Origin of the sequence: Ostreiculturibacter nitratireducens, assembly GCF_032670585.1 — a bacterium.
Lineage (GTDB): Bacteria > Pseudomonadota > Alphaproteobacteria > Rhodobacterales > Rhodobacteraceae > Ostreiculturibacter > Ostreiculturibacter nitratireducens.
Genome location: NZ_JAVQHL010000002.1, coordinates 375,745 through 400,369 on the forward strand (window position 1 = coordinate 375,745; position 24,625 = coordinate 400,369).

Below are 24,625 nucleotides of genomic sequence, written 5' to 3' on the forward strand. Positions count from 1 at the left end.
CTGAATGGAGAGGTGAGATGATCGGCATCGTCGGGATCGTGATCATCTTCGTCATGGTCTTCGGGGGCTACACCCTGCACGGGGGCAAGCTCGGCATCGTCCTCGAGGCGGCGCCCTGGGAGCTCATCATGATCGGCGGTGCCGCTGCCGGGGCCTTCGTCCTGTCCAACGATGTGGCCGCCATCAAGCAGACGATGCGGGACATCGGGAAGGTCTTCAAGGGTCCGAAATGGAAGCCGCAGGACTACCGCGACCTGCTCTGCCTTCTGTTCGAACTGATCCGGCTGGCCCGCCAGAACCCGGTCGCCATCGAAGAGCACATAGAGGCGCCGGAAACTTCCTCCATCTTCGGGAAGTACCCGAAAATCGTCCATGACCACGAGGCCGTGGAACTGATCTGCGACACCATGCGTGCGGCTTCGATGAACTACGACGATCCGCACCAGGTCGAGGAGGTTCTTGAAAAGCAGCTCGAGGCGAACTTGCACCACGCGCTGCATTCGAGCCACGCGCTGCAGTCGATTGCCGATGGCATGCCCGCTCTCGGCATCGTCGCCGCAGTTCTCGGGGTGATCAAGACGATGGGCTCGATCGATCAGCCTCCCGAAATCCTCGGCGCGATGATCGGTTCGGCGCTGGTCGGAACGTTCATGGGCGTCTTCATGGCCTATGGCCTCGTTGGCCCCTTCGCCAGCAAGGTGAAGACCGTGGTCGAGGAAGACAGCCACTTCTACAAGCTGATCCGGGAAGTGCTCGTCGCGAACCTGCACAACCACGCGACGAACATCTGCATAGAGGTCGGCCGCCAGAACACGCCGCATCATATCAGGCCGAAGTTCTCGGACCTGGAAGAGGCGCTCAAGGGCATCAAGCAGGATGCTGCATGAGATTCCTGGCCGCCACCCTGGTTGTCTGGTTCTGCTTCGCGGGTGGTCTTCTGGCGGAGACGATCATCGTCCGGTCGGGCGAGCATCGCGATTTCACCCGGCTTGTCCTCGAACCGGATCCACCGACGGAATGGACGATGGGCCGGATCGATGGTGGCTACGAACTCAGGCTGGGCCGCGCCGGTGTCCTGATGGATACCGCCCGCGTGTTCGACAAGATTTCGCGCAAGCGGATCCTGGCCGTCAGCCCGGTGCAGGCGGGATCTGCGATCCGGATTTCGGTAGCCGACGGAAGCCACGCAACGGCATTCCAGACGGCGGCCGGTGCGATCGTCATCGACGTGGTTTCCGGGAAGCCCCGAGACGATTCCCCTTTCGAACGACCTGTCGCGAGCACCGAGGTTGGAAACGAGGTGCCTGCCGAAGACGTCGAGGAGGCAGCCCATGCTGACGTGGGACCCGCAGCGGAACCAGGGCCTTCGGCGATGCCGGCCACGGCGGGCGGCATCGCCTTTCTTACGGATATGAAGCCGCGAACGACTCAGGAACCCGATCCACGATTGGCACTCTATCGGGCCGGGCAGGAGGAGGCGGTCGTGGAAGCCGAAGATCCGGGACCTCTGGAGAATCCGGCCGAGATCACGGAGGCTGAACCTTCTGAACCACGCCGTCCCCGCGTTGCCGATGCCGAGGCGGACTTGCTGGCGCAGCTCGCCCGCGCGGCGACCCAGGGCCTGATCGATCCCGCAGCCGCCTCGAAAGGGGCTTCGGCATCTCCCGCGTCCGCCGACCGCCAGGCAGACGTCGGCATCGGGATGGGAATGGCCGAGACCGCGCGGAGCGGAGTAGACGCAGACCCGGAGGCCCGACCCGGCGAACCGCCCGATCGGCTTTCGGATTCCATCGATGCGTTTCGAAGCGGTGTGCGCGTCGAAACGAGCATTGACCGCGAAGCCCTTTCGCGCCTCGACACGCCGGCGGTCACGGCTGAGGGTCGCGCCTGCCTCGGCAACGACGCCCTGGCGATATCGGATTGGGCGGATGAGAGACCCTTCGCGCTACAGTTGGCCGAAGCCCGCGCCGCCCTCGTGGGGGAATTCGACATCCCGGTCCCCGAGGCCAGGGATCATCTCGCGAGGCTTTATCTGCATTTCGGCTTCGGGGCGGAAGCGATGGCGGTTCAGAGGGCCTTCGGCGACATACCGGGGGACGGTCCTCTCCTGAATGAAATCGCCAGTATTCTCGAGGAAGGCCATGGATCGCCGACCGGGCCGTTTTCGGGCATGGCGGACTGCGATACGGCGGCATCCCTTTGGGCCGTTCTGGCGGCGACCCGGCTCGATCCCGGTGACACCTTGAACCACGGCGCGATACTCAGGACCTTTTCCGGCCTTCCGTTGCACCTGCGCCGGCAGTTTGGCGTAGAACTGTCGAACCGCTTCCTCGGCATCGGTAGAGCGGATGTCGCCAGAGGGATCCGAGACGCGATCGCACGCGCGCCGGGCGAACACGGGGCCACAGTGTCGATGATGGATGCACGACTTGAACTTGCGCGCGGAGAGACGGATGCCGCAGAAGAACTGCTCGAAGACATCGTTTCCGAGGACGGACCGATGTCGCCCGAAGCGATCCTTCTTGCCATTGGCTCTCGCCTCGATCGTGGCGCGGCGGTGGAACCGCGGCTCGTGGAGGTTGCCTCGGTTCTGGCCTTCGAACACCGCGGGTCGGCGGTTGGTCCGGATCTCTCCCGCGCGCATGTCCTTGCACTCGCGGCGGACGAACGGTTCGCCGAGGCGTTCCAGGAATTGAAGCATTGGCGCAAGTTCGGCGCCACGCGTCTGCAGGAGGAGACGGCGAGCGCGCTGTTCTTGCGGCTCGCGCGGTTTGGGAGCGATGAGGAGTTGATCACTCGGTACTTCGAGAACCACGATCTTCTCGATCCGGTGGCTGCGCCCGTCGAACTGAGGTTGGCGCTATCAGAACGGCTGCTCGACCAGGGCTTCACGGAAGAAGCTCGGCGCGTCTTGGGGTCGGACGCCGAGGAGACGGAAACGGGACGCCTTTTCCTCGCGCGGGCAGCTCTGGTCGACTTCGAACCTGGGGCGGCGCTGCGGCACCTTGCGGGAATGACGGGAGTCGCCGCCATGCGCATGCGCGGCGACGGGCTGAGCCGGCTTGGCCGTCACAAAGAGGCGTCCGCAGCCTATCTTGCCGCCGGAGAGGAGGCCATGGCAGGGTCCGCAGCCTGGCGCGCCGGCGACTGGACGCAGGTCGCGACGCTTGGGTCGGACGCGGAGCGCGCGGTCGTTCAGGACCTGGGGCTTCTCCCGGTTGCGGGAGACAGTACGTCGGCGAGCGCCGCAAGGGCCGAAACGGCGGCATTGGGGACCCTCGCGCGGGATCGCGCCTTGCTCGACTCCAGCCGAGAGGCTCGCAAAGCCCTGGAGGCGCTTCTTGACGAAACGTCCGGCGTTCTCACGCATTCACCAGGGGCCGTGGAGTGAAACCTGGTCGGGGCTAACCGAATCTAAACCAGCTGGCCGCAATCTGGATCGGGTGAGCGGCAAGAATGCAGCGGTTTGGAAAGAATGCCAGAATCAGCGGAATTCACAGGCCAATTTCGTGCAGCGGTGCGCCGCGTCCTTTTGTGCGTCGTGGCCCTGATCCTGGTATCGTCCCCGTCCCTGTCCAGAGATGCCGGCGGGCCGGATCTGTCGCTGATTTGCGAGGATGCCGCGTGGAGAGCATCGACCGCCACGGGAGTGCCGGTCTCCGTCCTCAAGGCAATCTCGCTGAATGAGACGGGGCGGAAACTAGGCGGCAAGATCCGTCCCTGGCCCTGGACCGTCAACATGGAGGGGAAAGGCCTCTGGTTCGACACCGAAGGAGAGGCGCGCGCCTATGTCGACGAGCATTTCAAGCGCGGTGCCCGGAGCTTTGACGTCGGCTGCTTCCAGATCAATTACAGATGGCATGGGGAGGCGTTTTCCTCGATCGAGGAGATGTTCGACCCGATCGCGAATGCGCTCTACGCCGCCAGGTTCCTCAAGGACCTTCATTCCGAAACCGGTTCCTGGTCGAAGGCGGCCGGGGCGTATCACTCACGAACTCCCTCATATGCCGAAAAATACGCCGCGCGCTTCGATACCTTCCGCAGCAGGTTCCAGCACGAAGACGGAAGCGAAATTCCAGAAATCCCGGACATCGTGCTCGTTGCGAATGGCGGGGTGATCGAAGCCCCGCGGACGGGCGCGGGGCAGCCGCGCCTCGCCGAGATCCGCGTCAATTCCTACCCGCTCCTGCAAACCGGGAATTCAGGCAGCCTGGGATCCCTCGTGCCGATCGGGGTCGGTGGGGGAACCGCCCTCTTCGGCCCGCGGAGCGAGGTGAACTGATGCTGCCCCTCTCGCTTTCGGCGGTATTCCGGCCGACAGTTCTCCTGGCCCTCGCCCTGATGACGGTCATCGTGATGATGATCCTTCCCATGCCGGCATGGGTCCTCGACGTCGGCCTCGCGGGATCCTTCGCTCTCGCGATCCTCATATTCACCGTCACGCTGTTCATAGAGCGGCCGCTCGACTTCTCGGCGTTCCCGACGATCCTGCTGGCGTCTCTCATGCTGAGGCTTTCGCTGAATGTGTCCTCGACGAAGCTCATCATCGGGGAGGGGCATACCGGGACGAGGGCGGCCGGCGACGTGATCGAGGGCTTCGCCATGTTCATCATGGGGGGCTCCGTGCTCATCGGGCTCGTCGTGTTCGGCGTCCTGCTGATCGTGAACTTCATCGTGATCACCAAGGGCGCGGGCCGGATGGCTGAGGTGGGCGCGCGCTTCGCGCTGGACGCGATGCCGGGAAAGCAGCTCGCGATCGACAGCGACATGAACGCGGGCGCCATCGATCACGCGGAGGCCCGGGCGCGGCGGGAACGCGAACAGGCGGAGACGACCTTCTTCGGCTCGCTCGACGGTGCATCGAAGTTCGTCAAGGGAGACGCCGTCGCGGGCCTTCTGATCACGCTCCTCAATCTCGTCGTGGGACTCATCATCGGCGTGGCGATGCACGGGATGCCCGTCGGAACGGCGCTGGAGACCTACGCGATCCTGACCGTTGGCGACGGGCTGGTGAGCCAGATCCCCGCCGTGATCATCTCCATCGCGGCCGCGATCCTGCTGTCGCGCGGAGGCTCAAAGGGCGCGGCGGATATCGAGCTGTTCCGCCAGCTGGGCAAGTATCCCCCCGCGCTCGCGACGGTGGCCTTCCTGATGGCGCTGTTCGCGCTGGTGCCCGGACTGCCCTTCCTGCCTTTTCTGGCGGGTGCGGTCGTGCTCGGGGCGGCTGCGTTCAGCGTGCGGCGGACCGAGCTGCGCAAGGCCAAGGCCGAGGCGATGAAGATCCCGGCGAAGGAGGCGCAGCCCCGGCGAAAGCCTCTCGGCGATATCCTCGACGTCGACGAAATTCATGTCGAGTTCGCGCCGAATCTCGTGGCCATGATCCTGGACCCGGCCACCGGCCTCGACGCGAGGATCACCAACATGCGCAACCATGTGGCTGCAGCTTTTGGCCTGATCCTGCCGGAGATCCGACTGACCGATGACGGCTCGCTTTTGCCGGGCCAATACCGGATCCGGATCCAAGGCGTCGAACAGGCTCGCGACCGGCTGGAACCCGAACGCGTGCTCGCGCTCATGTCCGACGATGCCGACCTCCTTCCTCCGGGGGAAGACGTGCGGGAACCGGTCTACGGTGCTTCCGCGCGGTGGATCGCGGCATCGTCGCAGGAAGATGCCGCACTCGCAGGCGCGACCGTGGTGGGCCCGACCGAAGTCCTGGCGACGCATCTTCTCGAAGTCATCAAGCGGAACTTCGCGCGGCTTCTCTCGCTCAAGGCGCTGCGGCGACTGCTCGAGGAGGTCTCGAACCTTTCCGATCCGGCGAGGGCGGAGGCGAACCGGAAACTCCTGGACGAACTCATACCCGAGAGGGTGCCGGTGGACCTGCTCCTGTCAGTGCTCCGGCTCCTCCTCGAGGAAAGGGTCTCGGTCCGCAACCTGCCCCTCATTCTCGAGGCGATCGCCGAGGCGCGCGGGGCAGGAAATGCAGAGGCGATCTGCGAACATGTCCGTCAGCGCCTTGGCTTTCAGCTTGTCGCTGAGGTGCGCCGCGAGGATGGGACGGTTCCACTCATCCAGCTTGCGCCGGAATGGGAGGACACGTTCGGCACCTACCAGATCGACGGTGACCGCGGGGCGGGCGACGTCGCCCTGCCGCCGGACAAGTTCAACCGCCTCGTGAATGCCGTGGCCGAAAAGATCGCGCGGGCGGGCGAGTCTGGCATCTTCCCGGCGCTCATCACCTCGGCGCGCCGACGGAGGTTTCTGAAGACCGTGCTCGGAGCCAAGGGGATCACGGCTCCGGTCCTGTCATTCGAGGAACTTGGGACGGAGGCGCGTCCGGCACTGGTCGGGATGGTGCCGGCGTGAGCGAGATCCTGAAGGCCACGCTGGACTATACCGGGCAGGGTCTGCTGGCGGGTTTCATCGTCTTTCTCCGCCTGGGCGCCGCCTTGGCCGTTCTGCCGGCCTTCGGTGAGCATTCCGTGCCTCAGCGCGTCCGACTGGCCCTTGCCCTGGGGCTTACGATCATCACGGCGCCAGCGGTCGCATCGGAGGTTGCGCCCTTGATGGAAGGCGCACGCCTCATGACACCCTGGCTGGCAACGGAGCCGGTGATCGGCCTTGCGATCGGCCTTGTCCTCCGCCTCTTCGTGCTTGCCTTGCAGATGGCGGGCGCAATCATCGCCCAGTCCACCTCGCTCGCCCAGATCTTCGGTGGCGCCGGGGTGGAGCCGATGCCGGCCGTCGGTCATCTCCTGACCATGGGCGGTCTCGCCCTGGCCGTCACGGCTGGACTCCACGTGAAGCTCGTGTCGCTCTTTCTTCTCAGCTACGAGGTGCTTCCGCCGGGGAGGCTGCCGGCGGCCGAAGACATGCTGCAGTGGGGCCTCGGGCACATGGTCCGCGTCTTCGCCCTGGCGTTCACGCTGGCCGCCCCCTTCGTCATCGCCGCGCTGATCTACAACCTCGCTCTGGGCGCGATCAACCGTGCCATGCCCCAGCTCATGGTCGCTTTCGTGGGTGCGCCGGCCCTGACACTCGGTGGCCTCGCCCTGATGGCGATAGCCCTTCCGCTCGGCCTCGCGCTCTGGGTGGACCAGTTGAACGCCTTTCTGGTCGCTCCGTTCGAGGCGGTCAGATGAGCGGCGCCGAGGATGGTGCCGAAGAGAAGGAGCATGAGCCTTCGGCCAGAAAGCTCGAGGAGGCGCGGAAGCGCGGCGAAGTCGTCAAGTCCGCGGATCTGACCACGGCAGCGGTATACGCGGGGCTTTGGCTCGCAGGCCTGGGCCTTGGCGCCGGCGCATTCGCAGCCTTCGGGAACCGCGCGATGGTCCTTCTGGATCAGGCGGAGAACTTCGGCCCCCTCCTCCTGGAAGGTGGAACCGGTCCGATCGGGGGACTGATCGGAGCCGTTCTGGCCAGCGTCGCGCCCTGGTTCCTGATCCCGGCCGCCCTCGTCCTCGCCGTCCTCTTCGCCCAGCGGGCGCTCGTTTTCGTTCCGGAAAAACTCGCCCCGCGGTCCTCGCGCATCTCTCCCCTGGCCAACGCCCGGAACAGGTTCGGCCGCGAGGGCCTGTTCGAGTTCGCCAAGAGCGCAGCCAAGCTGGCGGTCATTTCGATCATCCTGGGCGTGTTCCTGTCCACGCGCATGGAGCGCATCCTGTCGTCCGTCTACATGGAGGTTTCGGTCGCCACCGGGCTCCTTCTGCGGCTCATCGGGGAGTTTCTTTTCCTGATGCTGGTCGTGTCGCTCTGCATCGGAGCGATCGACTACCTCTGGCAGCGCGGCCAGTTCCTGCGACGCAACCGCATGTCGCGCCAGGAACTTCTGGACGAGATGAAGCAGTCCGAGGGCGACCCGCATGTGAAGCAGCAGCGGCGGCAGCGCGCCTATGACATCGCGACGAACCGGATGCTGGCCGACGTTCCCAAGGCCGATGTCGTGATCGTGAACCCGACGCATTACGCCGTCGCTCTGAAATGGAACCGCGCCTCGGGCCGCGCACCTGTCTGCGTTGCCAAGGGCGTCGACGAGATCGCCGCGCGGATCCGAGAGGCGGCGGCAGCGGCCGGGGTTCCGATCCATTCGGACCCGCCAACTGCGCGAGCCCTTCACGCGGCGCTCGACGTCGGAAGCGAAATCCGGCCCGAGCATTACCGCGCCGTCGCGGCGGCCATCCGGTTCGCCGAACGGATGCGCCAGCTCGCTCGCCGGAGGCATTGGTAGATGCCCCGGGAGCGGCTTGAGGAACTTGCCGGGCTGTCAGCGCTTCGGCGTGAAAGGTCGCTCGCCGAATTGAGCCGGGCTTCGGCCGAATGCAGCCGCCTGCGCGTAGAGATCGACGATCTGCGCGACGCCGTGACTGCTGCGAGGCTGGATGCCGCGCGGTCAGGGGACATCCTGCAGGCCTTGGGGGCCTCAAGGTTCGCGAGTTGGGCGGAGCGGAAACTGGCCATGCTCAATATCGCGCTCGCCGCTCGGATGGCGGAATGGCAGGAATGCCGGGAAGAGGCCGCGCGAGCGCATGGTCAAAGCGATGTTCTCGGGCGCCTGTTGGCTGCACAGAGAAAGTCGCTCCGGCTTCTGTCCGAACGAAAGCGTGCGGCGGAGATGCCACCCGACACCTGACCGCTGGCTCCCGGACGAATGGGGGCGAAACCTTCGCTTCAGGCGTCCTGGCGGACTATGTCGATGATCAGGACATCCGAAATGGTCTCGCCCGACACCTTCCTTGCGGATTCGAGAAGGGAATGGCGCAGGATGGTCATGTTGTTGGCGTCGGTGAAGGCGCCGGAGAAGCCGCCCGCATTGGCGTGGTCGAACAGGATTTGCAGAAACCCGTCCCGCAGCTTCGGCTCCAGCGCGTAAATCTCCTGCGTCGCGCCGACTGTCACTTCGAGGCTCAGTGACAGGATGACCAGCGCCGTGACTTGGCCGTTTTCGACGACCGGGACCACGAACTGGTTGTTGAGCTTGACGTAGTCATGTGTCTGCGCGCCGTCCTCCCCAGGCTTCTCGGCGGAATGCGAGGTCTGGGCGGCCTCGCCATCGCCACATGGGCTCAGCACGACCTCTTCCGGCGCAGGCCGGAGCAGAAGGCCACCTCCGGTCCCGACCCCGAGGCCGAACAGCGCGAGAATTAAGGGCGCAATCTTTCGCATCGGAGCGTCTCAGTAAGGCAGAAGGATGTCGGCAACCTGCTGGCCATACCTCGGCTGCTGGACATCGGAGATCTGACCACGCCCGCCATAGGAAATCCTCGCCCCGGCGATCTTGTCATAGGTGATTTCGTTCTGACGGCTGATGTCCTCCGGGCGCACGAAGCCCGTGACGACCAGTTCACGGATCTCGTAGTTCACGCGGACCTCCTGGCTCCCCTCGATCCTCAGGACGCTGTTCGGAAGCGTCTCGATGATCGTGGCGGCGATGCGGAGCGTGAGCTTCTCCTTCCGGCTCACCGAACCGTTGCCCTGATAGTTCGAGGCGGAGTTCGCCGAGAAAGCCTCTCCCATCGATGCGCCATCCGGGAGGCCGCTGTTGACGCGCTGGGGGATGCCAAGGAGCGAGGGAATCCCCATCCGGTCGGACGCCGCCCGGGAACGCCCGGTTGTGTTGGAGATCTCGGCCTTGTCGTCGATCTCGATCACCACCGTCAGGATGTCCCCGCGTTCGCCCGCCCGCCGGTCGCCGAGGAGCGAACTGCGCGACCCGCTCCAGAGCGACGCGCCGTCCGAGGCGTAGCGCGGATCGGCCCTTGCGGGCATCGCCGCGCTGGTCATGGCGAAGTATTCGTTGCTGCCCTCGATCGGCGTGAAGCCGGGTGCCTTGCCGACGTCTTCCATCCGCCCGCAGGCGGCGAGGGCGATCATCACCAGAGCCGGTATCGGGTTGCCTCGCATCTTTCCTCCTGGATCAGCTTCCTGCGAGCACATGCACGCTTCCATCCGCGGCGATCAGGCCGTTCAGCGTCGTGCGAGAAGCGATGTTCATTACGCGGATCGTGTCGCCCACCCCGCCACGCCCAAGGGCACGGCCTTCGGTGGAAATGGTGAGCGCGCCCGCTCGGTAGAGAAGCGGGACCACCTGGTTGCGTTCGATCACGGCGGGGGGGCCGACATCGCCGGGCCGGATCGGGCGACCGGCGTAGATGGCGACTCGCGCCTCCATGCCCAGCACCTCGTCAAGCGAACCGAGCATGCCCGGCACGTTCATGTCGCTCAGCGCCACGTCCTCCGGCATGATCATTGCCTGCGCCCGGATCGTTCGTTCGGCGACGACGGTTTCGGACCGGCCCGCCCCGGCGAGCAGAAGGAACACCGCCGATAATGCCCAGAACTCCCGCCCCAGCATCAGCGCACCTGTGTCGTCGCGCCGAGCATCTGGTCGGCGGCGGTGATGACCTTGGCATTCATCTCGTAGCCGCGCTGCGCCTCGATCAGCTCCGTCACCTCTCGGACCGGGTCTACCGAACTGTCTTCGAGGTATCCCTGCCGCAACGTGCCGAGACCGTTCTCCCCCGGGCTCGAAACCAGCGAAGGACCCGAGGCCGCCGATTCGAGGAAGAGGTTCGATCCGATCGCCTCGAGGCCCTTCTCATTCGTGAAGCCGGCGAGCGTGAACTGGCCGAGGAGTTCCGGCTCCACCCGGTCGTTGAAGTAGGCATAGACCTCGCCTGCCGCATTGATCGAGAGCGAACGCGCGTCCGATGGGATCGTTATCCCCGGGGCGACGGGATAACCGTCCGACGTCACGATCTGCCCGTCCGCGGAGCGTTTCAGCGCTCCGTCCCGCGTGTAGGCGGAAATGCCGGAGGGCATTGTCACTTCCAGGTAGCCGTTCCCCTCGATCGCGAGGTCGAGGTCGCCCCCCGACTGCGACAGCGACCCCTGCGCGACCTGCACGGTGACCGAGGAGGGCCTGACGCCGAGGCCCACTTGGACCCCGGTTGGCACGATCGTCCCGTCGTTGGCGTTGATCGTCCCGGGCTTCGTGACCTGCTGATAATGAAGATCGGCGAATTCGGCCCTCCGCGCGTTGTAGCCGGTGGTCGACATGTTCGCGAGGTTGTTCGAGATCACCTCCACTCGCATCTGCTGGGCGCTCATACCGGTGGCGGCGATTTGCAGGGCACGCATTTGCAGGGCTCCTTACCGGCTGCCGAGCGTCTGGACGACGGAGCGGATGCGTTCGTCCTCGCTGTCGAGGAACTTCTGGCCAAGCTCGTAGGCGCGCTGCACCTCGATCATGCGCGCGATCTCCTCGACCGGGTTGACGTTCGAGTTTTCGAGAAAGCCCTGGAGGATCGTGCCGCCCTCCACTGGCTCCACGCCACCCTCCGCGGCAAAACGGGTGCCGCCGCGATGGGTCAGGCCGATTGGGTCTATCGGCGCATAGAGCCCGATCTGGGCGATCGGTAGGCCGTCCGCCGAAAGCGTCCCATCGCCGGACAAGGAGACCTTGCCGCCAAGCGGCGGCACGAAGATGGGCGCGCCACCCAGATCGAGGAGCCGGTAACCCTCCGGCGTCACAAGCTCACCCTCCGGCGAAGGGGTGAAGGCGCCGGCTCGCGTCAGCTGGTGCCCCTCGGGCGTGTCGACCAGGAAAAAACCCTCGCCCTCGATCGCGAAGTCGAAGGCGCCGTTCGTCTCGGTGAGCGGACCCTGCTGAAGGTTGATGACCCGCCCGCTTGCGGCCGCCATCGAAAGGGAGGGCTCCGCATCCTCCATCTCCGCGACATGTTCGGCGAAGATCACGCCTTCCTTGCGAAAGCCGGTGGTGGACAGGTTGGCGATGTTGTTCGCAACCGCCCGCATCTCGTACATGAGACCGGATTGCCGGTTGAGCGTCGTGTAGAATGCGTTGTCCATCGCTCAGCCTCCCGCGATCAGCGGCACGATCTGGCCGGTGAAGAACGCGACCAGCGTCTCGGACATGAAGGACATCGAGACCCAGAAGACCGCGAGCATCGCGCCGACTTTCGGCACGAAGGTGAGCGTCATCTCCTGCACCGAGGTGAGTGCCTGGAACAGGCCGACCGCGACGCCCGTGACGAGGGCCACCGCGAGCAGCGGTGCGGACATCGTCACCGATATCCAGAGTGCCTGCCGGAGCGTGTCGAAAAATACCTGCTGGTCCATCGTCACACCGGCATCCTGAGGATTTCCTGGTATGCCTCCACGACCTTGTCGCGCACCGTCACGGCCGTCTCGACGGCGAGTTCCGTGGCGGCCAGCGCCTGGACCAGGGCATGGGGATCGGCGCCGCCGGTCATCGCGGCCTTGGCGGATGCCTCTCCCGATCGCAACGTGTCGGCGAAGGAGCCCGCCAGTTTCGCGAAGCCGCTTGCGGCAGGCCCGTCCGGCTGGGGCCTGGGCGCCGTTGCCGGACGAGCCTGCGCATAGCCTTGCGTAGCGAATGAGGTTCTCACGTCCATTCTGGACCTCCTCCATCTATCGGCGCAGGAGGTCGAGCAGCGCGGACGACATTTGCCGTGCCTGGTCGAACATCCTGAGGTTCGCCTCGTAGCTGCGCTGCGCTTCGCGCGCGTCAGCGATTTCAACCACCAGATCGACATTCGAGCCGTCGTAGTAGCCGTTCTCGTCGGCCATCGGGTGGCCGGGATCGTAGACGCGCGTGAGTTCGCGTCGGTCGAGCTCGACCGGCCCGAGCCGCACTTGCCCGGTCGGGCGGCCGCTTTCGACGACCTCTTCGAAGGAGGACGTCTTGCGGTGGTAGCCGGGCGTGTCGGCGTTCGCGATGTTCTCGGACGTGAAGCGGAGCCGCATTGCCTGTGCCTGCATGCCGCTGGCCGAGCGCGAGAGCGAAGTGGCGAAGTCGTTCATGCCTCGGCCCTCAAGCTCTGCGTCCCAGGCCAGTGCGCAGGATGCCCATCGACGTCTGGTAGATGGCGAGCGCCAGATCGTGTTCCCGCTTCACGTCGGCCGCGGCCACCATCTCCAGTTCCAGCGACACGGTATTGCCGTTGGGCGATTCCGATCCGGGGCGGGCGCGCGCGAGGGGTTCCGGTTCGCGGTGCTCCACCAGCTCATCCAGATGGCCGTTCCGCGTGGCGCGCATCGGTGCGCCGTTTCCGGCCCTGTAGGTTTCGGCGAAGGAGGCGAGATCGCGGGCCCTGTAGCCCGGTGTGTCGGCGTTTGCGACGTTTTCCGCGATGGCGCCTTGCCGTGCGGCAGCGTGGGTCGCCATCGCCTGGGCCATTTGCAGAATCTCGAGCTTGTCGAACATCGGGGCTTCTCCTCCGAGCTTTCAATCAAGCCTTAACTCCGATTCCTTTAGAAACCGTTTGCGGAAGACGGAGGAGGCCAGAATGGCATTCGCGGCATTTGACGGATTGCTCGGAGAAATCGGTATGGTCGATGCCGTGCACCGCGTGGGCAGTGTCGTCTCGATCGAGCGGGGAACGCTGGAGGTCGCGGGGCTGGATCAGAAGGTCGCGCTTGGCGACCGCGTTCGCGTCCTGGCCTCGAACGGCCGCAGCCTGGATGGAGAGATCCTTTCCCTTTCGCCGGGAAGGGTGACGGTGTTGCCGGATTCGTCCCCCGAAGGGATCGCGCTTGGCGCACGCGTCGAAAACCTTGGCCAAATCGGACTCGCCCCGGATGACAGCTGGATCGGCCGTGTGATCGACCCCTTCGGCAAACCGCTCGACGGTCGTCCGATCCTCCGGGGCACGATTCCGCGCGGCCTGCGCGACGGCCCGCCGCAGGCGGCGGGGCGGAGGCGGCTCGGGGAGCGGCTGGATACCGGCGTGGCAGTATTCAACACGCTCCTTCCTCTCGTCCGCGGTCAGCGGGTCGGACTGTTTGCCGGCTCCGGCGTCGGGAAATCCTCGCTTATGGGGAAATTCGCGCGGGGCGTTGCCGCGGATGTCGTCGTCGTGGCGCTGATCGGTGAGCGCGGGCGCGAGCTTCGGGAATTCGTCGAGCACGCGATGGGACCCGAAGGCATGGCGCGCTCGGTGGTGGTTGCGGCGACGTCGGATCAATCGCCATTGGTGCGCCGCCGCTGTGCGTGGGCGGCGATGACGGTCGCCGAGCATTTCCGTGACCGGGGGCTCCATGTTCTTCTGCTGGCGGATTCGATCACGCGCTTCGCCGAGGCCCATCGCGAGGTCGCGCTGGCGGGGGGCGAGCCGCCGACGCTCCGGGGGTTTCCCCCTTCGACTTCGCATCAGATCATGGCGCTGGCCGAACGTGCCGGGCCCGGCGCCGAGGGCTCGGGCGACATCACCGCCGTCTTCAGCGTTCTGGTAGCCGGGTCGGATATGGAGGAGCCGGTCGCGGACATCCTGCGCGGCGTTCTCGACGGCCATGTCGTGCTTGACCGGAGTATAGCGGAACGTGGCCGCTACCCGGCAATCGACCTCTTGCGATCGGTGTCCCGTTCGTTGCCCACCGCTGCGACAGAGGCGGAGAATGCGCTGATAGGGGAGGCAAGGCGGCTCCTTGGGGCCTATGACCGAGCCGAAATGATGATCCGCGCGGGGCTCTACGTCTCCGGTTCGGACTCTCTCGTCGACCGTGCGATCCGTGTCTGGCCGGACCTTGACGCGTTTCTAGCCGAGGACGCACCGGAGGGTGTGGCGGCAAGTTTTTCGCGCCTTGCGGCGATTGTCGCAGCCGCCGCGGACCCCGCAGGTGCGCGCAGATGATTCCGGCGGGCGTCCACAAGGCCAGGATCCAGGGCCGGTGCGGTCATTCCTGCCCGGCACTGTCCCAACTCCCGAACGCTGTGCCAGGCCTCACTTCGCGAGAGACTGCAGGAGCCGCGCCGAGGACCCGGTTGCCGGCTGAAGGAGCGCCAGCGCCGTGGCGCCTGTTCCGGTCGATGTTGCACTCGAGGTTGACTCGGACCGCAGCAGGAAAAGCCGGACGAGATCCTCGACCTTTTGCGGATCCGCGAGCGCGGCCGGATCCGAGGTTCCAAGGAAGCGCTGCGCCCGGTCCTTGAACACGGTTAGCTGCTGGTCGATGTCGATCGCGGCAAAGCGCGAAGGCAGACCGAAGGCGGTCTCGAACACCTTGCGAAGGGGAGGCGACCCCATGATTGCAAACCATTTCGTGTCCGCAGAAGTGGATCTCCCCGCGAGCGTCGCCAATTCGCGTTGCGCGTTGAGGGCCAGGCGCATGTCGCCGTTCCGCTCGCCGACGGCCGCCTCGAAGCTGCGGGTCTCGTATGCGGCGAGGATCTTGTCGGCGAAGTCGGAAAGCTGCGTTCTTGGAGTGCTGAAATCTCCGAAACCGAAAGCCTTGGACAGTTCGAGATACCGCTTGTCGGCGAGGCGATGTGCCAGGGCTTTGGGATCCAGCGTGCCATCCGAAAGCACCTTGCGAATGAAGGCCTTGTTCTCGATGTCACCCTCCAGGCCGAAGGCGCGGAGTGCAACGGAGAGGAGCCGGCGGTCTGACACAAGCTCGTTGGCGGTCCTGACTGATCCGATTTTCGTGCGGAAATACGACTCTTCGCGCTGCACCGATGGCGAGCCCGTGAAGGCGGTCGCCTGCGCGGCCCGCGTGCGGCTCAGGAACTTCCACCCCGCGTAGCCGCCGACCGGCACGACCGGAGTGTAACTCATGTCGTCCGGACAGCCAGAAGCCGCTCCTCGCGCGGCAACAGGCTGCGCAGGGCTTTCAACGCCTGATAATGCTGGTCCTCCAGAACCGCAGCGGTCGCGAGGGTGAGCTGTGTGCGGCTGTCGTGATCCGTCAGAACCTGGCTCAGCTGTTCGATCCCCCGCAGGAGCTGCATCCGCGCCTGGCCCGGGTCGGCATCCCCGGACAGGACCAGCTGGGCGATGTAGCAGACCCGGCGGACCGGAGTGTTCACCTCTTCAGGGTGGATCGCATCGCGCAGTCGCAGGATGTGCGCATTGGGCGTCATGATCGCGAGCCGGGAACGCCGCTCTCCGTTCTCGATGACGGCACCGTTGATCAGCACCCTCTCGTGGGGGGCGAGTTTGAGTACCAGGCCGGTCATGGCGCTTCTCCTTCGTTGCGGAGTCCACGCATCACGGCGGTGTTGATGTCGACCAGCACGTCGGCGTTGGCCTCGCCGGCAAGGACTCGGCTCGTGTGTAGCTGCGTGAATTGGGAGAGGTAGAAGATCCGCGCGCGCAAGCTGGGAGGCAGGGCGTTGTCATGGTCGGCCACGTCCGCCGCCAGTGCCGTCCAAAGCCGGCGGTTCTCATGGAGGGCTCGTGCCAAGGTCGGGAAGCCCGACTTGTCGAGGGCGATTGCGGTCCTGAGGCGGTGCGTGATGCGGGCGAAGAGATCGTACTCGGTGCCGCGCAGCGTGCGGATCGGCTGGCCGGGTGAGGAATAGGCCGTCTTGGCCATGCTGTGAGCGTTCACTTGGATACCTTCCAGGGGTGATGCGGATCAGGCTGCGGATTTTCCGCGAATGCCCGGGGCGCCGGCCCGACGCCCCGGGGCCGTCACGTCAGCGGAAGAGCGACAGAATGTTCTGCGGCGCCTGGTTGGCGATCGAGAGGGACTGGACACCCAGCTGCTGCTGAACCTGAAGCGCCTGGAGACGCGCGGAGGCCTCCTCCATGTCTGCGTCCACCATCGCGCCGATGCCGGTCTTCAGGGCATCGGTCAGCTTTCCGACGAAGGTGTTCTGGATGCCGATCCGCTTTTCCACCGAACCGAAGGATGCCGCGGCGTCGATCGAGGTCTGGATCATGCCCTCGATGGCGCTGAGCGAGGCCGACGCGCCGGCCGCAGTCGAGACGTCTACGCCGGACAGGAGGCCAAGTCCGCCCGCCCCGGCATTCTCGAACTGCGCCACGATCGTCATGTCCTGGGATATCCCGGAGGTGCCGTCGCCGTTCGTGTCCGCGACCTTGAAGGTCAGTTTCGCATCGTTCGTGCCGTCGTTGGCGGCGTAGTCGATGCGAAGGTCGGTGATACCCAACGAATCCGCCGCGGATTTCAGACCAGCAGCGATGATGTTCGTCACCGCGGCGGCGCCTTGCGCCGCATCCTCGGCCGTAACGGTATAACTCACCTTCTGGTCGCCGAGGCGCACCGAGACGCTGTCGCCGGCGGCGTAGGTGATCGCGTCGTCGAGGACGAGACTGACACCCGTGGCGTCGGCCGTGGCGAGCGTCATCACGGCGCTGTCCGCCGCCGTCGACGCGCCGGTCGTGCCGGTGAAGGCCGCCTTCGTCGAATAGCCACCGATCGAGAGGTCCTGCGCGGCGACCGTGATCGACGAGGTCGTCACGTTGCCGGCGCTGTCACGGTCGAGCGAGGCGAGCACGTCCACCGTGGATTGCGATCCGTTCACGAGGTTGAGGCCGTTGAACTGCGCAGCCCCGACCACCGTCTTGATCTGGTCGCGAAGCGCGTCGATGTCGGTCTGGATCTTGGCGCGGTCGACGTTGTCCTCCTGCGCGGCGACGATCTTGCCCTTGATCTCGGTAAGGAGGTCCGTGATCGTTTCGGATGCCTGGCGTGCCACGGCGACAGTGGACTCGCCCAGGGACAGGCTGTCCGAGATACCCTTGAAGCCCTTCACATCCGCCTCCATCACCTTCGAGATCGCCCAGACCGCGGCGTTGTCCTTGGCCGAGGAAACCGACTTGCCGGTCGAGATCTCGTCCTGGGTTTTGGACAGGTTGGAGTTGATGCCCTTGAGCGTCTGCAGCGCGACCATGGCGCTGGTATTCGTCAGAATGCTCGACATGTGCTGTTCCTTCATCGGTCGGCGCTTTGCGCCGGGGTTTCACTCACCGCCCGCTCGGGCGGACTTCGTGGCGTTCTGACCGTCGCGGATGGCCTGGAGCCGGTCCGCCACACCCCGTTCAGGGATGCGGTTCCGACCTTGGCGGGCAATCTCTAAGAGTTCGCTAAGTCTGACAGGCCAAGTGTCTGACATTTAGACAAAATTCGCATCAAACTGGGGCTTCAGGCCCGGCGCTCGACCGTGCTGTTCCCGCAGCTGATCGTCTGCGCGCGGCCGCGTCCGTCGTAGCTGTTGATGCTCCGGCTGGCGGCGCGGATCATCTCGAGGCGCCGCTTAGCGGCCTGCACACCCTTTAGAGCGGCCGAAAGAAGCCGTTGGTTCGCGTCCGCGCTGGCCTTCAGTCGCAAAAGGGCCGTCGCGTCCGGGCTGTCCACGGACGCGACCAACCGGTCGAGAAGCTCGGCCTGTCGCGCCGCCAGTTTGCCGAGCCCGTCGAATTCCGCGTTCCGAATCGCGTGGCGTTCCGCGTCGAGCATCTCCTCCAGTGCGGAAATCACGCCCGATACCTCATTGCGCGGCATCGGCACGTTCCTTCAGGGCTTCGAACAGGCTTTCGGCGAGGCCGATGCCACCGTGCCTGACCATGTCCTCCGCCTGTCGCTCGCGCAGGAAGGACGTGAACTGTTCCTCTCCGCTGCCCCCTCCGAAACCTTCCCGCGCGGCGCCGAAGCCTGCGTTCTTCAACATCTCGGCCAGAAAGCTCGCCTCGAGGCTCTGCGCTGCCGCCCACAGGCGTTCCTCTTCTGGCTCCCGGATCGCGCGAGTCGCTGGCGCGCGAGGGGATTGCCCGGGCGTTGTCGTGACGACTTGAGCAAACTCGGCCATCGGCGATGCCTCCAATTGCGTGAATTCCCCCGACTATTGGTGGTTCGGAGTAAAGAACCGGTAACTTCGGCCTGTCATGGTTCACCCATTGGCGGCAGAAGTCGTGGCTGAAATGTTTCCCATCATCAGAACAGACGGCAACGCTTCGCCGGGATCGGGGCGTGATCTCCCGGACACCGTTGTGCCCCAGGCGCTTGGGGGCGGAGCCCTCTTTGCGATCGACGTGGCATTCGACCCTGACACGGCGGTAGAGGGCATAGGGCAGCCGAGGGAATTCGCTGTTGGCGCTCTTGCGCCGGACATGCCGAAGCATCCGCGCCTGTCTTCGGCCGCTGCGGGTGTCGCGGCGATTCTAATGCCCGTGGCGTTTGGCGGCGCGTCCTTCGCTGACGGTCATTCGACCGGCGGGCGGGTCGCTGAGGAGCCGTCCGATCTTTCGCGCCAGCTGCCGGACCGCTGCGCCGAAACCGATGATCGTTCCCCCGATGCCCCACCAGTGAGGCTCTCCCGACGACCCAGACAAGAGGAAGGCGGCGCGTGCCTGGCCGGCGATGCCATCCCGCTGGCGGTCGCGGACGCCGGCAGGGACCTCGCACCCGTTTCCGCAGCCCGGTGCGGGAATTCGGCGGAAACGGCTTCTGTCGACGGCATGAAGGCCAGGCAAGCGCCGGAGGCTGGGCTGGTGAAGCGCGCTGACGCTCCGGAGTGGTCTGGAGCAGCCCTGACGACACCGTGGGGGACCGACGCAAGCCGGTTCGGAGAACGTGATACAGCGCGGACCCCGGGACATTGTCGCGAGATGTCCGCCACCGGCGCTTCATCGCTGGGGATCCGCGAACCCATTCCGGCGCAATCCACGCCCGTTCAAGGCACATCGGCTGACGATAGGGGGCGAACTTCGGAACCTCGTTCGTCGGATTCTGCAAGCGTCGAATATCCGCCTTCTCCAGAATTCGCCCTGTCGAATGGCCGGAGAACCGTCAGCGACGGAGCGATTGCCATTTCGGGACACCCGGGAGTTCTTCCCGAGGTGGAAGACCGAACGGCCGGAGATACACTCAGCGGCCCGCTCCCTCCGGGGATCGGAGCGACCGTTTCCGAAGTGCCGAACCGGGGGAATCAGGGTTCGGGTCCCCTCGGAACCGTGCCCGAAGACCTGATGTCGAGCCCTTTGCGCTCCGCAGCGCGCGCCGTCGCGGATGGTTGGCGGTCCCGCGCGGCCGATCGGTCCGTGCCTGATCAAGAACATCCGAAGCGTCCCTTTGCCACCGCCACCGTTGCGGAAGGCCGCGGAGACACGCCTTTGCCTGCATCGAAGGATGCGCCGTCCTTCCCCTCGTCGGTTACAGACGGATCTCGTCAAGCCAACAAGCCAAGCCCGGGTCTCGACCTTTCACTCCGTTTCGTTCCCGCAGGCCAAGCCGAAGTGAGCGCGGGGGAATCTGCCCCGCAGGGCCGTACCCGTCTGGTCGACACTGCCGCGGTTCGGTCGGTCATCGAGGCTGCTCTCGGGCCGCAGTCAGCGGCAACGCAGGACTTGCCAGATGCGGCCATCGACGATCACGGAGAAACGGCCGTGGCCGAACCGGACCCGGGTGGCAGTCTGCCTGATTTCATGCCGCCGGCCGAGCGTGCCGTGCAAACCGCGAACATCGAGCGAGCATCCGGCGCGGCCCTCGGCCCCGGCGCGGCCGAAGCCGCGCGGGGAGTCGCTGCGCAACTTGCCGAGGCGATCGCGAAGACTTCGGATCGTTCCGTCGAGGTCGCTCTCGCGCCCGAGGAACTGGGCAGGGTCCGGCTGACGCTGCATGCGACGGAGTCCGGCCTCACGATGGGGATCGTCGCCGAGCGGCCGGAGACGCTGGACCTGATGCGGCGGCATATCGATCAGCTGTCCCGGGATTTCCGGGACCTCGGATTCGCCAACCTGACCTTCAACTTCGGCCAAGGGCAGGACGGCTCGAACCGCAGACCGCAATCCCCGACCGAACTGGCGGCGGTCGAAACCGACGCCGTGTTTCGCCCCGTGGCTCCCACGAAAAATGTCGCGGCCGGCGCCCTCGACGCGCCCGCCTCTGGCCTCGATCTGCGTATCTGAAAGGACGAATGACCATGGATGTCGCCGCCGTATCCGCGACCACCGCATCCGCTGCTTCCACCGGCGCCACCGGCAAGGGCGCGCTGATCGAATCGGATTTCCAGACCTTCCTCGTGATGCTGACCACGCAAATGCAGAACCAGGATCCCCTCAATCCGATCGAATCTTCGGACTACGCGGTGCAGTTGGCCACGTTTTCCGGCGTGGAGCAGCAGGTGAAATCCAACGACCTCCTTGAGAATCTCGTGTCCCAGATGGGGCTCATGGGGATGGCTCAGATGGCCGGTTGGGTCGGAATGGAGGCGCGCGCCGCCGCGCCCGCCTGGTTCGACGGCGGTCCCGTCACGCTTGCCCCGAACCCGGCGGCGGCGGCCGACGAAGCCGTGCTCGTCGTCCATGACGAAACGGGTGCGGAAGTGTCGCGCAGACCGGTCACCGTGTCATCGGACCCTGTCACGTGGAACGGCCTGACGGAAAGCGGAACCGTGCTTCCGAACGGCCTCTACGGCTTCCGCCTGGAAAGCTACCTCAACGGCGCGATCATCGCGAACGACAGGGTCGAGGTCTATTCCCCGATCGTCGAGGCGCGAGGGGAGAATGGCGGCACGGTCCTTGTCCTCGAGGGCGGCGCGCGCATCTCCGCGAACGATGTGACAGCCCTCAGAAAACCGCGGTCGGGCTGATCCCGCGTCAGAAAAGCCCCGCGAGGAGGAAGCCGAGGCTGGTCAGACCTGCCCCCGTCAGCAGGAGCGTCGCGGAATGCCAGCGAGAGGTCTGGGGCTGCGGCCTGGGCGCTTCCGCCTGGCGTGTCAGCGCCGCTTCGGTCAGCTGCGGCAGGCGGGGTCCGAACCGGGCCACGACGCGTGCGGTCCTGAGGAGGTCACGGATCGCCGCGCGTGGGCCGAGGTTTTCCCGGATGTAGCTTTCGACGATCGGCTGCGCGACTTCCCAGATGTTGATATGCGGGTTCAGCGACCGCGCGACGCCCTCGACCACCACCATCGTGCGCTGGAGAAGGATCAGCTCTGTTCGCGTCTGCATCCCGAAGCGTTCGGTCACCTCGAAAAGATAGGCCAGGAGCCGCGCCATCGAGATGCGGGAGGCGTCCATGCCGAAGATCGGCTCGCCCACGGCCCTGAGCGCCCGGGCGAAATCGTCGATGTCCCGGTCGCGGGGCACGTAGCCGGCTTCGAAATGGACCTCGGCCACCCGGCGGTAGTCGCGCCGGATGAAGCCCATCAGGATCTCTGCGTAGACGCGGCGGGTATAGTCGTCGATCCGCCCCATGATCCCGAAATCATAGGCGATGATGTCGCCGTTCGGCGCGACCTTCAGGTTCCCCTGGTGCAGGTCGGCGTGGAAATATCCGTCGCGCAGCGCGTGGCTGAGGAAGAGCTGAAGCACCCGCTCGCTGAGCGCGCGCATGTCGTGACCGGCGGCGGCGAGCGCATCCAGGTCGCCGAAAGATATGCCCTCGGCCCATCCGAGTGTCATGACGCGCCGGCCGGAAAGATACCAGACGGGTTCCGGCACGCAGAAGCCCGCGTCCTTTTCGGTGTTGGCGCGGAATTCGGACGCCGCCGCGCTTTCGAGGCGGAGATCGAGTTCCCCCATCACCACGCCCTCGAAATGAGCGATCACGTCCCTCGGGCGAAGCCGGCGGGATGAGGGCGACATCGCTTCGATGATGCCTGCGGCGAAGTAGAACGCGTCGATATCCTTGCGGAAGGCGCGTTCGATCCCCGGCCTCAGCACCTTGACGGCGACCTCCTGCCCGTTCTCCATGAGACGCGCGCGGTGGACCTGCGCGATCGAGGCGGCGGCAACGGGTTCGGAGAACTCGGAGAAAACCTGGTCGACGGGAAGCTCAAGCTCCTCCTCGAAGGTTCGCTTGGCGATGTCCTTGGGGAAGGGCGGCAGCTTGTCCTGAAGGTATTGAAGCTGCCTCGCCAGCTCCGCGCCAACGATGTCGGGTCGCGTGGAAAGGATCTGGCCGAACTTGATGTAGGCCGGCCCCAGCGCCGTCAGCGCCCGCGTGGCCGGTGGCAGCTTCGGGTCGCCCTTGAGCCCGAGCCACTTGAACGGCCAGCCCAGGACGCGCGCAGCGACGCGCAGACGCGGCGGCGCATTGAACGCCTCGAGAACCGCATGCATCGCGCCGGTGCGCTCGAGCGTCGCGCCGGTCCGAACCAGCCGCCAGATGTTGTGAGGCCCGCGCAAGATCAGACCTTCCAGCCGGAATGGAGCGCCGCGACGCCCATCGTGAGGTTGCGGTACTTGACCTGTTCGAAGCCGGCCTTCCGGATCATCGCGGCGAAGGTCTCCTGGTCCGGGAACTTCCGGATCGATTCGACGAGGTACTGATAGCTCTCGCGGTCGCGCGCCACGATCTGGCCCATCAGCGGGATGACGTTGAAGGAATAGCGGTCATAGGCCCATTGCATCGCTGGATTGGGCAGCTGGCTGAACTCCAGCACCATGATCCGTCCGCCGGGCTTCAGCACCCGGTAGGCCTCGGAGAGCGCGTCCTCGATGCGGGTCACGTTCCGGATGCCGAAGCTGATCGTGTAGACGTCGAAGGTCTCGTCCTCGAAGGGAAGCGCCATCGCGTCGCCCACGACCCAGTCGAGCCGGTCGCCCAGCCGTTCCGCCTCCGCGCGCTTCTGCCCCTCGACCAGCATGGATTCGGTCATGTCGCAGACGACGGCCTCCGCCCCCGGTGCGCGGCGGAGGAACCGGAACGCGATGTCACCGGTTCCGCCTGCGACGTCCAGAAGCCTCTGGCCGGAGCGGGGCGCCAGCCAGTCCATCATCGCGTCCTTCCAGAGCCGGTGGACACCCCCCGACATCAGGTCGTTCATCACGTCGTAGCGGTTCGCGACGCGCGTGAAGACTCCATGCACCATCCCGGCCTTCTCGGCCTCGTCCACGGTCTGGAACCCGAAGTGGGTCGTCTTTCGGTCGTCTTCGCGCATCGTGCCTTGCCGTTTTCCCGAACTCGCCCTTCTTATAGAAGCCTTGCGCGCAGTGACAATGCGACAAGAGGATAGAGATGCCAGAACTGCCCGAGGTCGAAACCGTCCGCCGTGGCCTCCTGCCGGTCATGGAGGGGCGCCGCATCCTCTCCGCCGAGGTCCGGCGGCCCGATCTCCGCTGGCGGTTCCCGGATCGGATGTCGGAGCGGTTGACGGGTGCGCGCGTGGACATGCTGCGCCGCCGGTCGAAATACATCCTCGCGGATCTTTCGACCGGCGAGACGCTTCTCATCCACCTCGGCATGTCGGGCCGGATGCTCATCTCGGGAAAGATGCTGGGCGAGTTTCACCACGACCATCCGGCGCCGCAGAAGCACGACCATGTCGTGCTCGAGATGGAAGGCGGCGCGCGCGTCACATTCAACGATGCCCGCCGCTTCGGTGCGATGGACCTGATGCCGACGGGCGCGGCCGACGATCACTGGCTCCTCGCCGGGCTCGGTCCGGAACCCTTCGGCAACGATTTCCACGAGGAATACCTTGTCGCGCGCCTCAAGGGCCGGGCGACGCCGATCAAGGCCGCGCTTCTGGACCAGCGCGTGGTCGCGGGGCTGGGCAACATCTATGTCTGCGAGGTCCTGCACCGTGCGGGCATCCACCCGCGCCGGAAGGCGGGCACGATTTCGGCGGCCCGCGTCGCGGGTCTTGTCCCGATCATCCGCGAGGTCCTGTCCGAAGCGATCGAGGCCGGCGGGTCGTCGCTGCGCGACTATCGCCGGGCGGATGGCGAACTCGGGTACTTCCAGCATACGTTCCGCGTCTATGACCGGGAGGGCGAACCCTGCCAGAGCGAAGGCTGCACGGGAACGATTGCGCGAATCGTTCAGTCCGGCCGGTCCTCGTTCTACTGCCCCGTGTGCCAAAGATGACTTGATCCCGCCTGCGGGACTGTTA

Annotated in this window: 28 protein-coding genes; 11 read left to right on the forward strand and 17 right to left on the reverse strand. The window is 65.7% G+C overall.

Going from position 1 to position 24,625, the window contains the following annotated elements; translation table 11 throughout:
* The first annotated feature begins 17 nt into the window (after positions 1 to 17).
* The 7 genes from motA to ABCN56_RS09145 all read left to right on the forward strand — a co-directional run bounded on the left by motA (position 18) and on the right by ABCN56_RS09145 (position 8,632).
* Entirely contained in the window at positions 18 to 887 is an 870-nt protein-coding gene (gene motA / locus ABCN56_RS09115; protein ID WP_343080494.1) for a flagellar motor stator protein MotA, read from the forward strand.
* Positions 884 to 3,391, forward strand: coding sequence for a hypothetical protein (locus tag ABCN56_RS09120; RefSeq protein ID WP_343080495.1), 2,508 nt, complete (start codon positions 884 to 886; stop codon positions 3,389 to 3,391). The genes motA and ABCN56_RS09120 overlap by 4 nt, the downstream gene beginning before the upstream one ends.
* 150 nt (positions 3,392 to 3,541) lie before the next feature.
* On the forward strand, positions 3,542 to 4,282 hold the full coding sequence (locus ABCN56_RS09125; protein ID WP_343080496.1) for a lytic transglycosylase domain-containing protein: 741 nt from the start codon (positions 3,542 to 3,544) through the stop codon (positions 4,280 to 4,282).
* Positions 4,282 to 6,369, forward strand: coding sequence for a flagellar biosynthesis protein FlhA (flhA, locus tag ABCN56_RS09130; protein WP_343080497.1), 2,088 nt, complete (start codon positions 4,282 to 4,284; stop codon positions 6,367 to 6,369). The genes ABCN56_RS09125 and flhA overlap by 1 nt, the downstream gene beginning before the upstream one ends.
* Complete coding sequence (locus ABCN56_RS09135; RefSeq protein WP_343080498.1) at positions 6,366 to 7,145, forward strand: flagellar biosynthetic protein FliR; 780 nt, start codon at positions 6,366 to 6,368, stop codon at positions 7,143 to 7,145. The genes flhA and ABCN56_RS09135 overlap by 4 nt, the downstream gene beginning before the upstream one ends.
* Positions 7,142 to 8,230, forward strand: coding sequence for a flagellar type III secretion system protein FlhB (gene flhB / locus ABCN56_RS09140; protein ID WP_343080499.1), 1,089 nt, complete (start codon positions 7,142 to 7,144; stop codon positions 8,228 to 8,230). Before ABCN56_RS09135 ends, flhB begins: the two co-directional genes overlap by 4 nt.
* A complete protein-coding gene (locus ABCN56_RS09145; RefSeq protein ID WP_343080500.1) occupies positions 8,231 to 8,632 on the forward strand; it encodes a hypothetical protein in 402 nt (133 codons plus the stop codon). It abuts the gene before it with no gap.
* A 38-nt stretch (positions 8,633 to 8,670) separates the two neighbouring features.
* Here ABCN56_RS09145 and ABCN56_RS09150 read toward each other — a convergent pair whose 3' ends face one another.
* From ABCN56_RS09150 to ABCN56_RS09190, 9 genes are read right to left on the reverse strand one after another with little or no spacing between them, the layout of a single operon-like run.
* Positions 8,671 to 9,165 carry a flagellar basal body-associated FliL family protein gene (locus tag ABCN56_RS09150; RefSeq protein ID WP_343080501.1) on the reverse strand — a complete coding sequence of 165 codons (495 nt, stop codon included), beginning with the start codon at positions 9,163 to 9,165 and terminating at the stop codon, positions 8,671 to 8,673.
* Positions 9,166 to 9,174: 9 nt separating this feature from the next.
* Entirely contained in the window at positions 9,175 to 9,903 is a 729-nt protein-coding gene (gene flgH, locus ABCN56_RS09155) for a flagellar basal body L-ring protein FlgH (protein ID WP_343080502.1), read from the reverse strand.
* A 13-nt stretch (positions 9,904 to 9,916) separates the two neighbouring features.
* Positions 9,917 to 10,354, reverse strand: coding sequence for a flagellar basal body P-ring formation chaperone FlgA (flgA, locus tag ABCN56_RS09160; protein WP_343080503.1), 438 nt, complete (start codon positions 10,352 to 10,354; stop codon positions 9,917 to 9,919).
* Entirely contained in the window at positions 10,354 to 11,139 is a 786-nt protein-coding gene (gene flgG / locus ABCN56_RS09165; protein WP_343080504.1) for a flagellar basal-body rod protein FlgG, read from the reverse strand. Before flgG ends, flgA begins: the two co-directional genes overlap by 1 nt.
* 12 nt (positions 11,140 to 11,151) lie before the next feature.
* Entirely contained in the window at positions 11,152 to 11,871 is a 720-nt protein-coding gene (locus ABCN56_RS09170; protein ID WP_343080505.1) for a flagellar hook-basal body complex protein, read from the reverse strand.
* Positions 11,872 to 11,874: 3 nt separating this feature from the next.
* Positions 11,875 to 12,141, reverse strand: a complete 267-nt coding sequence (locus ABCN56_RS09175) for a flagellar biosynthetic protein FliQ (RefSeq protein WP_343081461.1) — start codon at positions 12,139 to 12,141, stop codon at positions 11,875 to 11,877.
* Positions 12,142 to 12,143: 2 nt separating this feature from the next.
* On the reverse strand, positions 12,144 to 12,437 hold the full coding sequence (gene fliE / locus ABCN56_RS09180) for a flagellar hook-basal body complex protein FliE (protein WP_343080506.1): 294 nt from the start codon (positions 12,435 to 12,437) through the stop codon (positions 12,144 to 12,146).
* A gap of 16 nt (positions 12,438 to 12,453) precedes the next feature.
* Entirely contained in the window at positions 12,454 to 12,846 is a 393-nt protein-coding gene (gene flgC, locus ABCN56_RS09185; RefSeq protein ID WP_343080507.1) for a flagellar basal body rod protein FlgC, read from the reverse strand.
* Between the two features lie 10 nt (positions 12,847 to 12,856).
* Positions 12,857 to 13,249, reverse strand: coding sequence for a FlgB family protein (locus ABCN56_RS09190; RefSeq protein ID WP_343080508.1), 393 nt, complete (start codon positions 13,247 to 13,249; stop codon positions 12,857 to 12,859).
* A gap of 82 nt (positions 13,250 to 13,331) precedes the next feature.
* Between ABCN56_RS09190 and ABCN56_RS09195 the strand changes: the two genes are divergently transcribed.
* Positions 13,332 to 14,675, forward strand: coding sequence for a FliI/YscN family ATPase (locus tag ABCN56_RS09195; RefSeq protein WP_343080509.1), 1,344 nt, complete (start codon positions 13,332 to 13,334; stop codon positions 14,673 to 14,675).
* A gap of 90 nt (positions 14,676 to 14,765) precedes the next feature.
* Here the strand turns inward: ABCN56_RS09195 and ABCN56_RS09200 are convergent, their stop codons facing one another.
* The 6 genes from ABCN56_RS09200 to ABCN56_RS09225 all read right to left on the reverse strand — a co-directional run bounded on the left by ABCN56_RS09200 (position 14,766) and on the right by ABCN56_RS09225 (position 18,598).
* Positions 14,766 to 15,599 (reverse strand): DUF1217 domain-containing protein, encoded by an 834-nt coding sequence (locus ABCN56_RS09200; RefSeq protein ID WP_343080510.1) that lies wholly within the window; start codon positions 15,597 to 15,599, stop codon positions 14,766 to 14,768.
* Positions 15,596 to 16,000 carry a flagellar biosynthesis repressor FlbT gene (gene flbT / locus ABCN56_RS09205; RefSeq protein ID WP_343080511.1) on the reverse strand — a complete coding sequence of 135 codons (405 nt, stop codon included), beginning with the start codon at positions 15,998 to 16,000 and terminating at the stop codon, positions 15,596 to 15,598. Before flbT ends, ABCN56_RS09200 begins: the two co-directional genes overlap by 4 nt.
* Positions 15,997 to 16,374: a flagellar biosynthesis regulator FlaF gene (gene flaF / locus ABCN56_RS09210; RefSeq protein WP_343080512.1), complete on the reverse strand. Its 378-nt coding sequence runs from the start codon at positions 16,372 to 16,374 to the stop codon at positions 15,997 to 15,999. Before flaF ends, flbT begins: the two co-directional genes overlap by 4 nt.
* 88 nt (positions 16,375 to 16,462) lie before the next feature.
* A complete protein-coding gene (locus ABCN56_RS09215) occupies positions 16,463 to 17,713 on the reverse strand; it encodes a flagellin N-terminal helical domain-containing protein (protein WP_343080513.1) in 1,251 nt (416 codons plus the stop codon).
* Positions 17,714 to 17,934: 221 nt separating this feature from the next.
* Complete coding sequence (locus ABCN56_RS09220) at positions 17,935 to 18,294, reverse strand: hypothetical protein (RefSeq protein ID WP_343080514.1); 360 nt, start codon at positions 18,292 to 18,294, stop codon at positions 17,935 to 17,937.
* A complete protein-coding gene (locus ABCN56_RS09225) occupies positions 18,281 to 18,598 on the reverse strand; it encodes a rod-binding protein (protein WP_343080515.1) in 318 nt (105 codons plus the stop codon). The genes ABCN56_RS09220 and ABCN56_RS09225 overlap by 14 nt, the downstream gene beginning before the upstream one ends.
* 1,426 nt (positions 18,599 to 20,024) lie before the next feature.
* Between ABCN56_RS09225 and fliK the strand changes: the two genes are divergently transcribed.
* Together fliK and ABCN56_RS09235 are read left to right on the forward strand one after the other, a co-directional pair.
* Positions 20,025 to 20,696: a flagellar hook-length control protein FliK gene (gene fliK, locus ABCN56_RS09230; protein ID WP_343080516.1), complete on the forward strand. Its 672-nt coding sequence runs from the start codon at positions 20,025 to 20,027 to the stop codon at positions 20,694 to 20,696.
* An 8-nt stretch (positions 20,697 to 20,704) separates the two neighbouring features.
* Positions 20,705 to 21,379 (forward strand): flagellar hook capping FlgD N-terminal domain-containing protein, encoded by a 675-nt coding sequence (locus tag ABCN56_RS09235; protein ID WP_343080517.1) that lies wholly within the window; start codon positions 20,705 to 20,707, stop codon positions 21,377 to 21,379.
* A 7-nt stretch (positions 21,380 to 21,386) separates the two neighbouring features.
* Here the strand turns inward: ABCN56_RS09235 and ubiB are convergent, their stop codons facing one another.
* Together ubiB and ubiE are read right to left on the reverse strand one after the other, a co-directional pair.
* Positions 21,387 to 22,916 carry a 2-polyprenylphenol 6-hydroxylase gene (ubiB, locus tag ABCN56_RS09240; RefSeq protein WP_343080518.1) on the reverse strand — a complete coding sequence of 510 codons (1,530 nt, stop codon included), beginning with the start codon at positions 22,914 to 22,916 and terminating at the stop codon, positions 21,387 to 21,389.
* 2 nt (positions 22,917 to 22,918) lie between these two features.
* A complete protein-coding gene (ubiE, locus tag ABCN56_RS09245) occupies positions 22,919 to 23,671 on the reverse strand; it encodes a bifunctional demethylmenaquinone methyltransferase/2-methoxy-6-polyprenyl-1,4-benzoquinol methylase UbiE (RefSeq protein WP_343080519.1) in 753 nt (250 codons plus the stop codon).
* 77 nt (positions 23,672 to 23,748) lie between these two features.
* On the opposite strand from ubiE, the gene mutM reads away from it, so the two are divergent.
* The gene (mutM, locus tag ABCN56_RS09250) at positions 23,749 to 24,600 is read left to right on the forward strand and encodes a bifunctional DNA-formamidopyrimidine glycosylase/DNA-(apurinic or apyrimidinic site) lyase (RefSeq protein WP_343080520.1); all 852 of its coding nucleotides are present in this window, start codon (positions 23,749 to 23,751) and stop codon (positions 24,598 to 24,600) included.
* Positions 24,601 to 24,625: the final 25 nt, after the last annotated feature.

What these genes read in the sequence shown, in the direction of transcription:
- motA (WP_343080494.1), top strand. Translation starts at nt 18, where the DNA reads ATGATCGGCATCGTCGGGATCGTGATCATCTTCGTCATGGTCTTCGGG.
- ABCN56_RS09120 (WP_343080495.1), top strand. Translation starts at nt 884, where the DNA reads ATGAGATTCCTGGCCGCCACCCTGGTTGTCTGGTTCTGCTTCGCGGGT.
- flhA (WP_343080497.1), top strand. Translation starts at nt 4,282, where the DNA reads ATGCTGCCCCTCTCGCTTTCGGCGGTATTCCGGCCGACAGTTCTCCTG.
- flhB (WP_343080499.1), top strand. Translation starts at nt 7,142, where the DNA reads ATGAGCGGCGCCGAGGATGGTGCCGAAGAGAAGGAGCATGAGCCTTCG.
- ABCN56_RS09145 (WP_343080500.1), top strand. Translation starts at nt 8,231, where the DNA reads ATGCCCCGGGAGCGGCTTGAGGAACTTGCCGGGCTGTCAGCGCTTCGG.
- ABCN56_RS09150 (WP_343080501.1), bottom strand. Translation starts at nt 9,165, where the DNA reads ATGCGAAAGATTGCGCCCTTAATTCTCGCGCTGTTCGGCCTCGGGGTC.
- flgH (WP_343080502.1), bottom strand. Translation starts at nt 9,903, where the DNA reads ATGCGAGGCAACCCGATACCGGCTCTGGTGATGATCGCCCTCGCCGCC.
- flgA (WP_343080503.1), bottom strand. Translation starts at nt 10,354, where the DNA reads ATGCTGGGGCGGGAGTTCTGGGCATTATCGGCGGTGTTCCTTCTGCTC.
- flgG (WP_343080504.1), bottom strand. Translation starts at nt 11,139, where the DNA reads ATGCGTGCCCTGCAAATCGCCGCCACCGGTATGAGCGCCCAGCAGATG.
- ABCN56_RS09170 (WP_343080505.1), bottom strand. Translation starts at nt 11,871, where the DNA reads ATGGACAACGCATTCTACACGACGCTCAACCGGCAATCCGGTCTCATG.
- ABCN56_RS09175 (WP_343081461.1), bottom strand. Translation starts at nt 12,141, where the DNA reads ATGGACCAGCAGGTATTTTTCGACACGCTCCGGCAGGCACTCTGGATA.
- fliE (WP_343080506.1), bottom strand. Translation starts at nt 12,437, where the DNA reads ATGGACGTGAGAACCTCATTCGCTACGCAAGGCTATGCGCAGGCTCGT.
- flgC (WP_343080507.1), bottom strand. Translation starts at nt 12,846, where the DNA reads ATGAACGACTTCGCCACTTCGCTCTCGCGCTCGGCCAGCGGCATGCAG.
- ABCN56_RS09190 (WP_343080508.1), bottom strand. Translation starts at nt 13,249, where the DNA reads ATGTTCGACAAGCTCGAGATTCTGCAAATGGCCCAGGCGATGGCGACC.
- ABCN56_RS09195 (WP_343080509.1), top strand. Translation starts at nt 13,332, where the DNA reads ATGGCATTCGCGGCATTTGACGGATTGCTCGGAGAAATCGGTATGGTC.
- ABCN56_RS09200 (WP_343080510.1), bottom strand. Translation starts at nt 15,599, where the DNA reads ATGAGTTACACTCCGGTCGTGCCGGTCGGCGGCTACGCGGGGTGGAAG.
- flbT (WP_343080511.1), bottom strand. Translation starts at nt 16,000, where the DNA reads ATGACCGGCCTGGTACTCAAACTCGCCCCCCACGAGAGGGTGCTGATC.
- ABCN56_RS09215 (WP_343080513.1), bottom strand. Translation starts at nt 17,713, where the DNA reads ATGTCGAGCATTCTGACGAATACCAGCGCCATGGTCGCGCTGCAGACG.
- ABCN56_RS09220 (WP_343080514.1), bottom strand. Translation starts at nt 18,294, where the DNA reads ATGCCGCGCAATGAGGTATCGGGCGTGATTTCCGCACTGGAGGAGATG.
- ABCN56_RS09225 (WP_343080515.1), bottom strand. Translation starts at nt 18,598, where the DNA reads ATGGCCGAGTTTGCTCAAGTCGTCACGACAACGCCCGGGCAATCCCCT.
- ABCN56_RS09235 (WP_343080517.1), top strand. Translation starts at nt 20,705, where the DNA reads ATGACCATGGATGTCGCCGCCGTATCCGCGACCACCGCATCCGCTGCT.
- ubiE (WP_343080519.1), bottom strand. Translation starts at nt 23,671, where the DNA reads ATGCGCGAAGACGACCGAAAGACGACCCACTTCGGGTTCCAGACCGTG.
- mutM (WP_343080520.1), top strand. Translation starts at nt 23,749, where the DNA reads ATGCCAGAACTGCCCGAGGTCGAAACCGTCCGCCGTGGCCTCCTGCCG.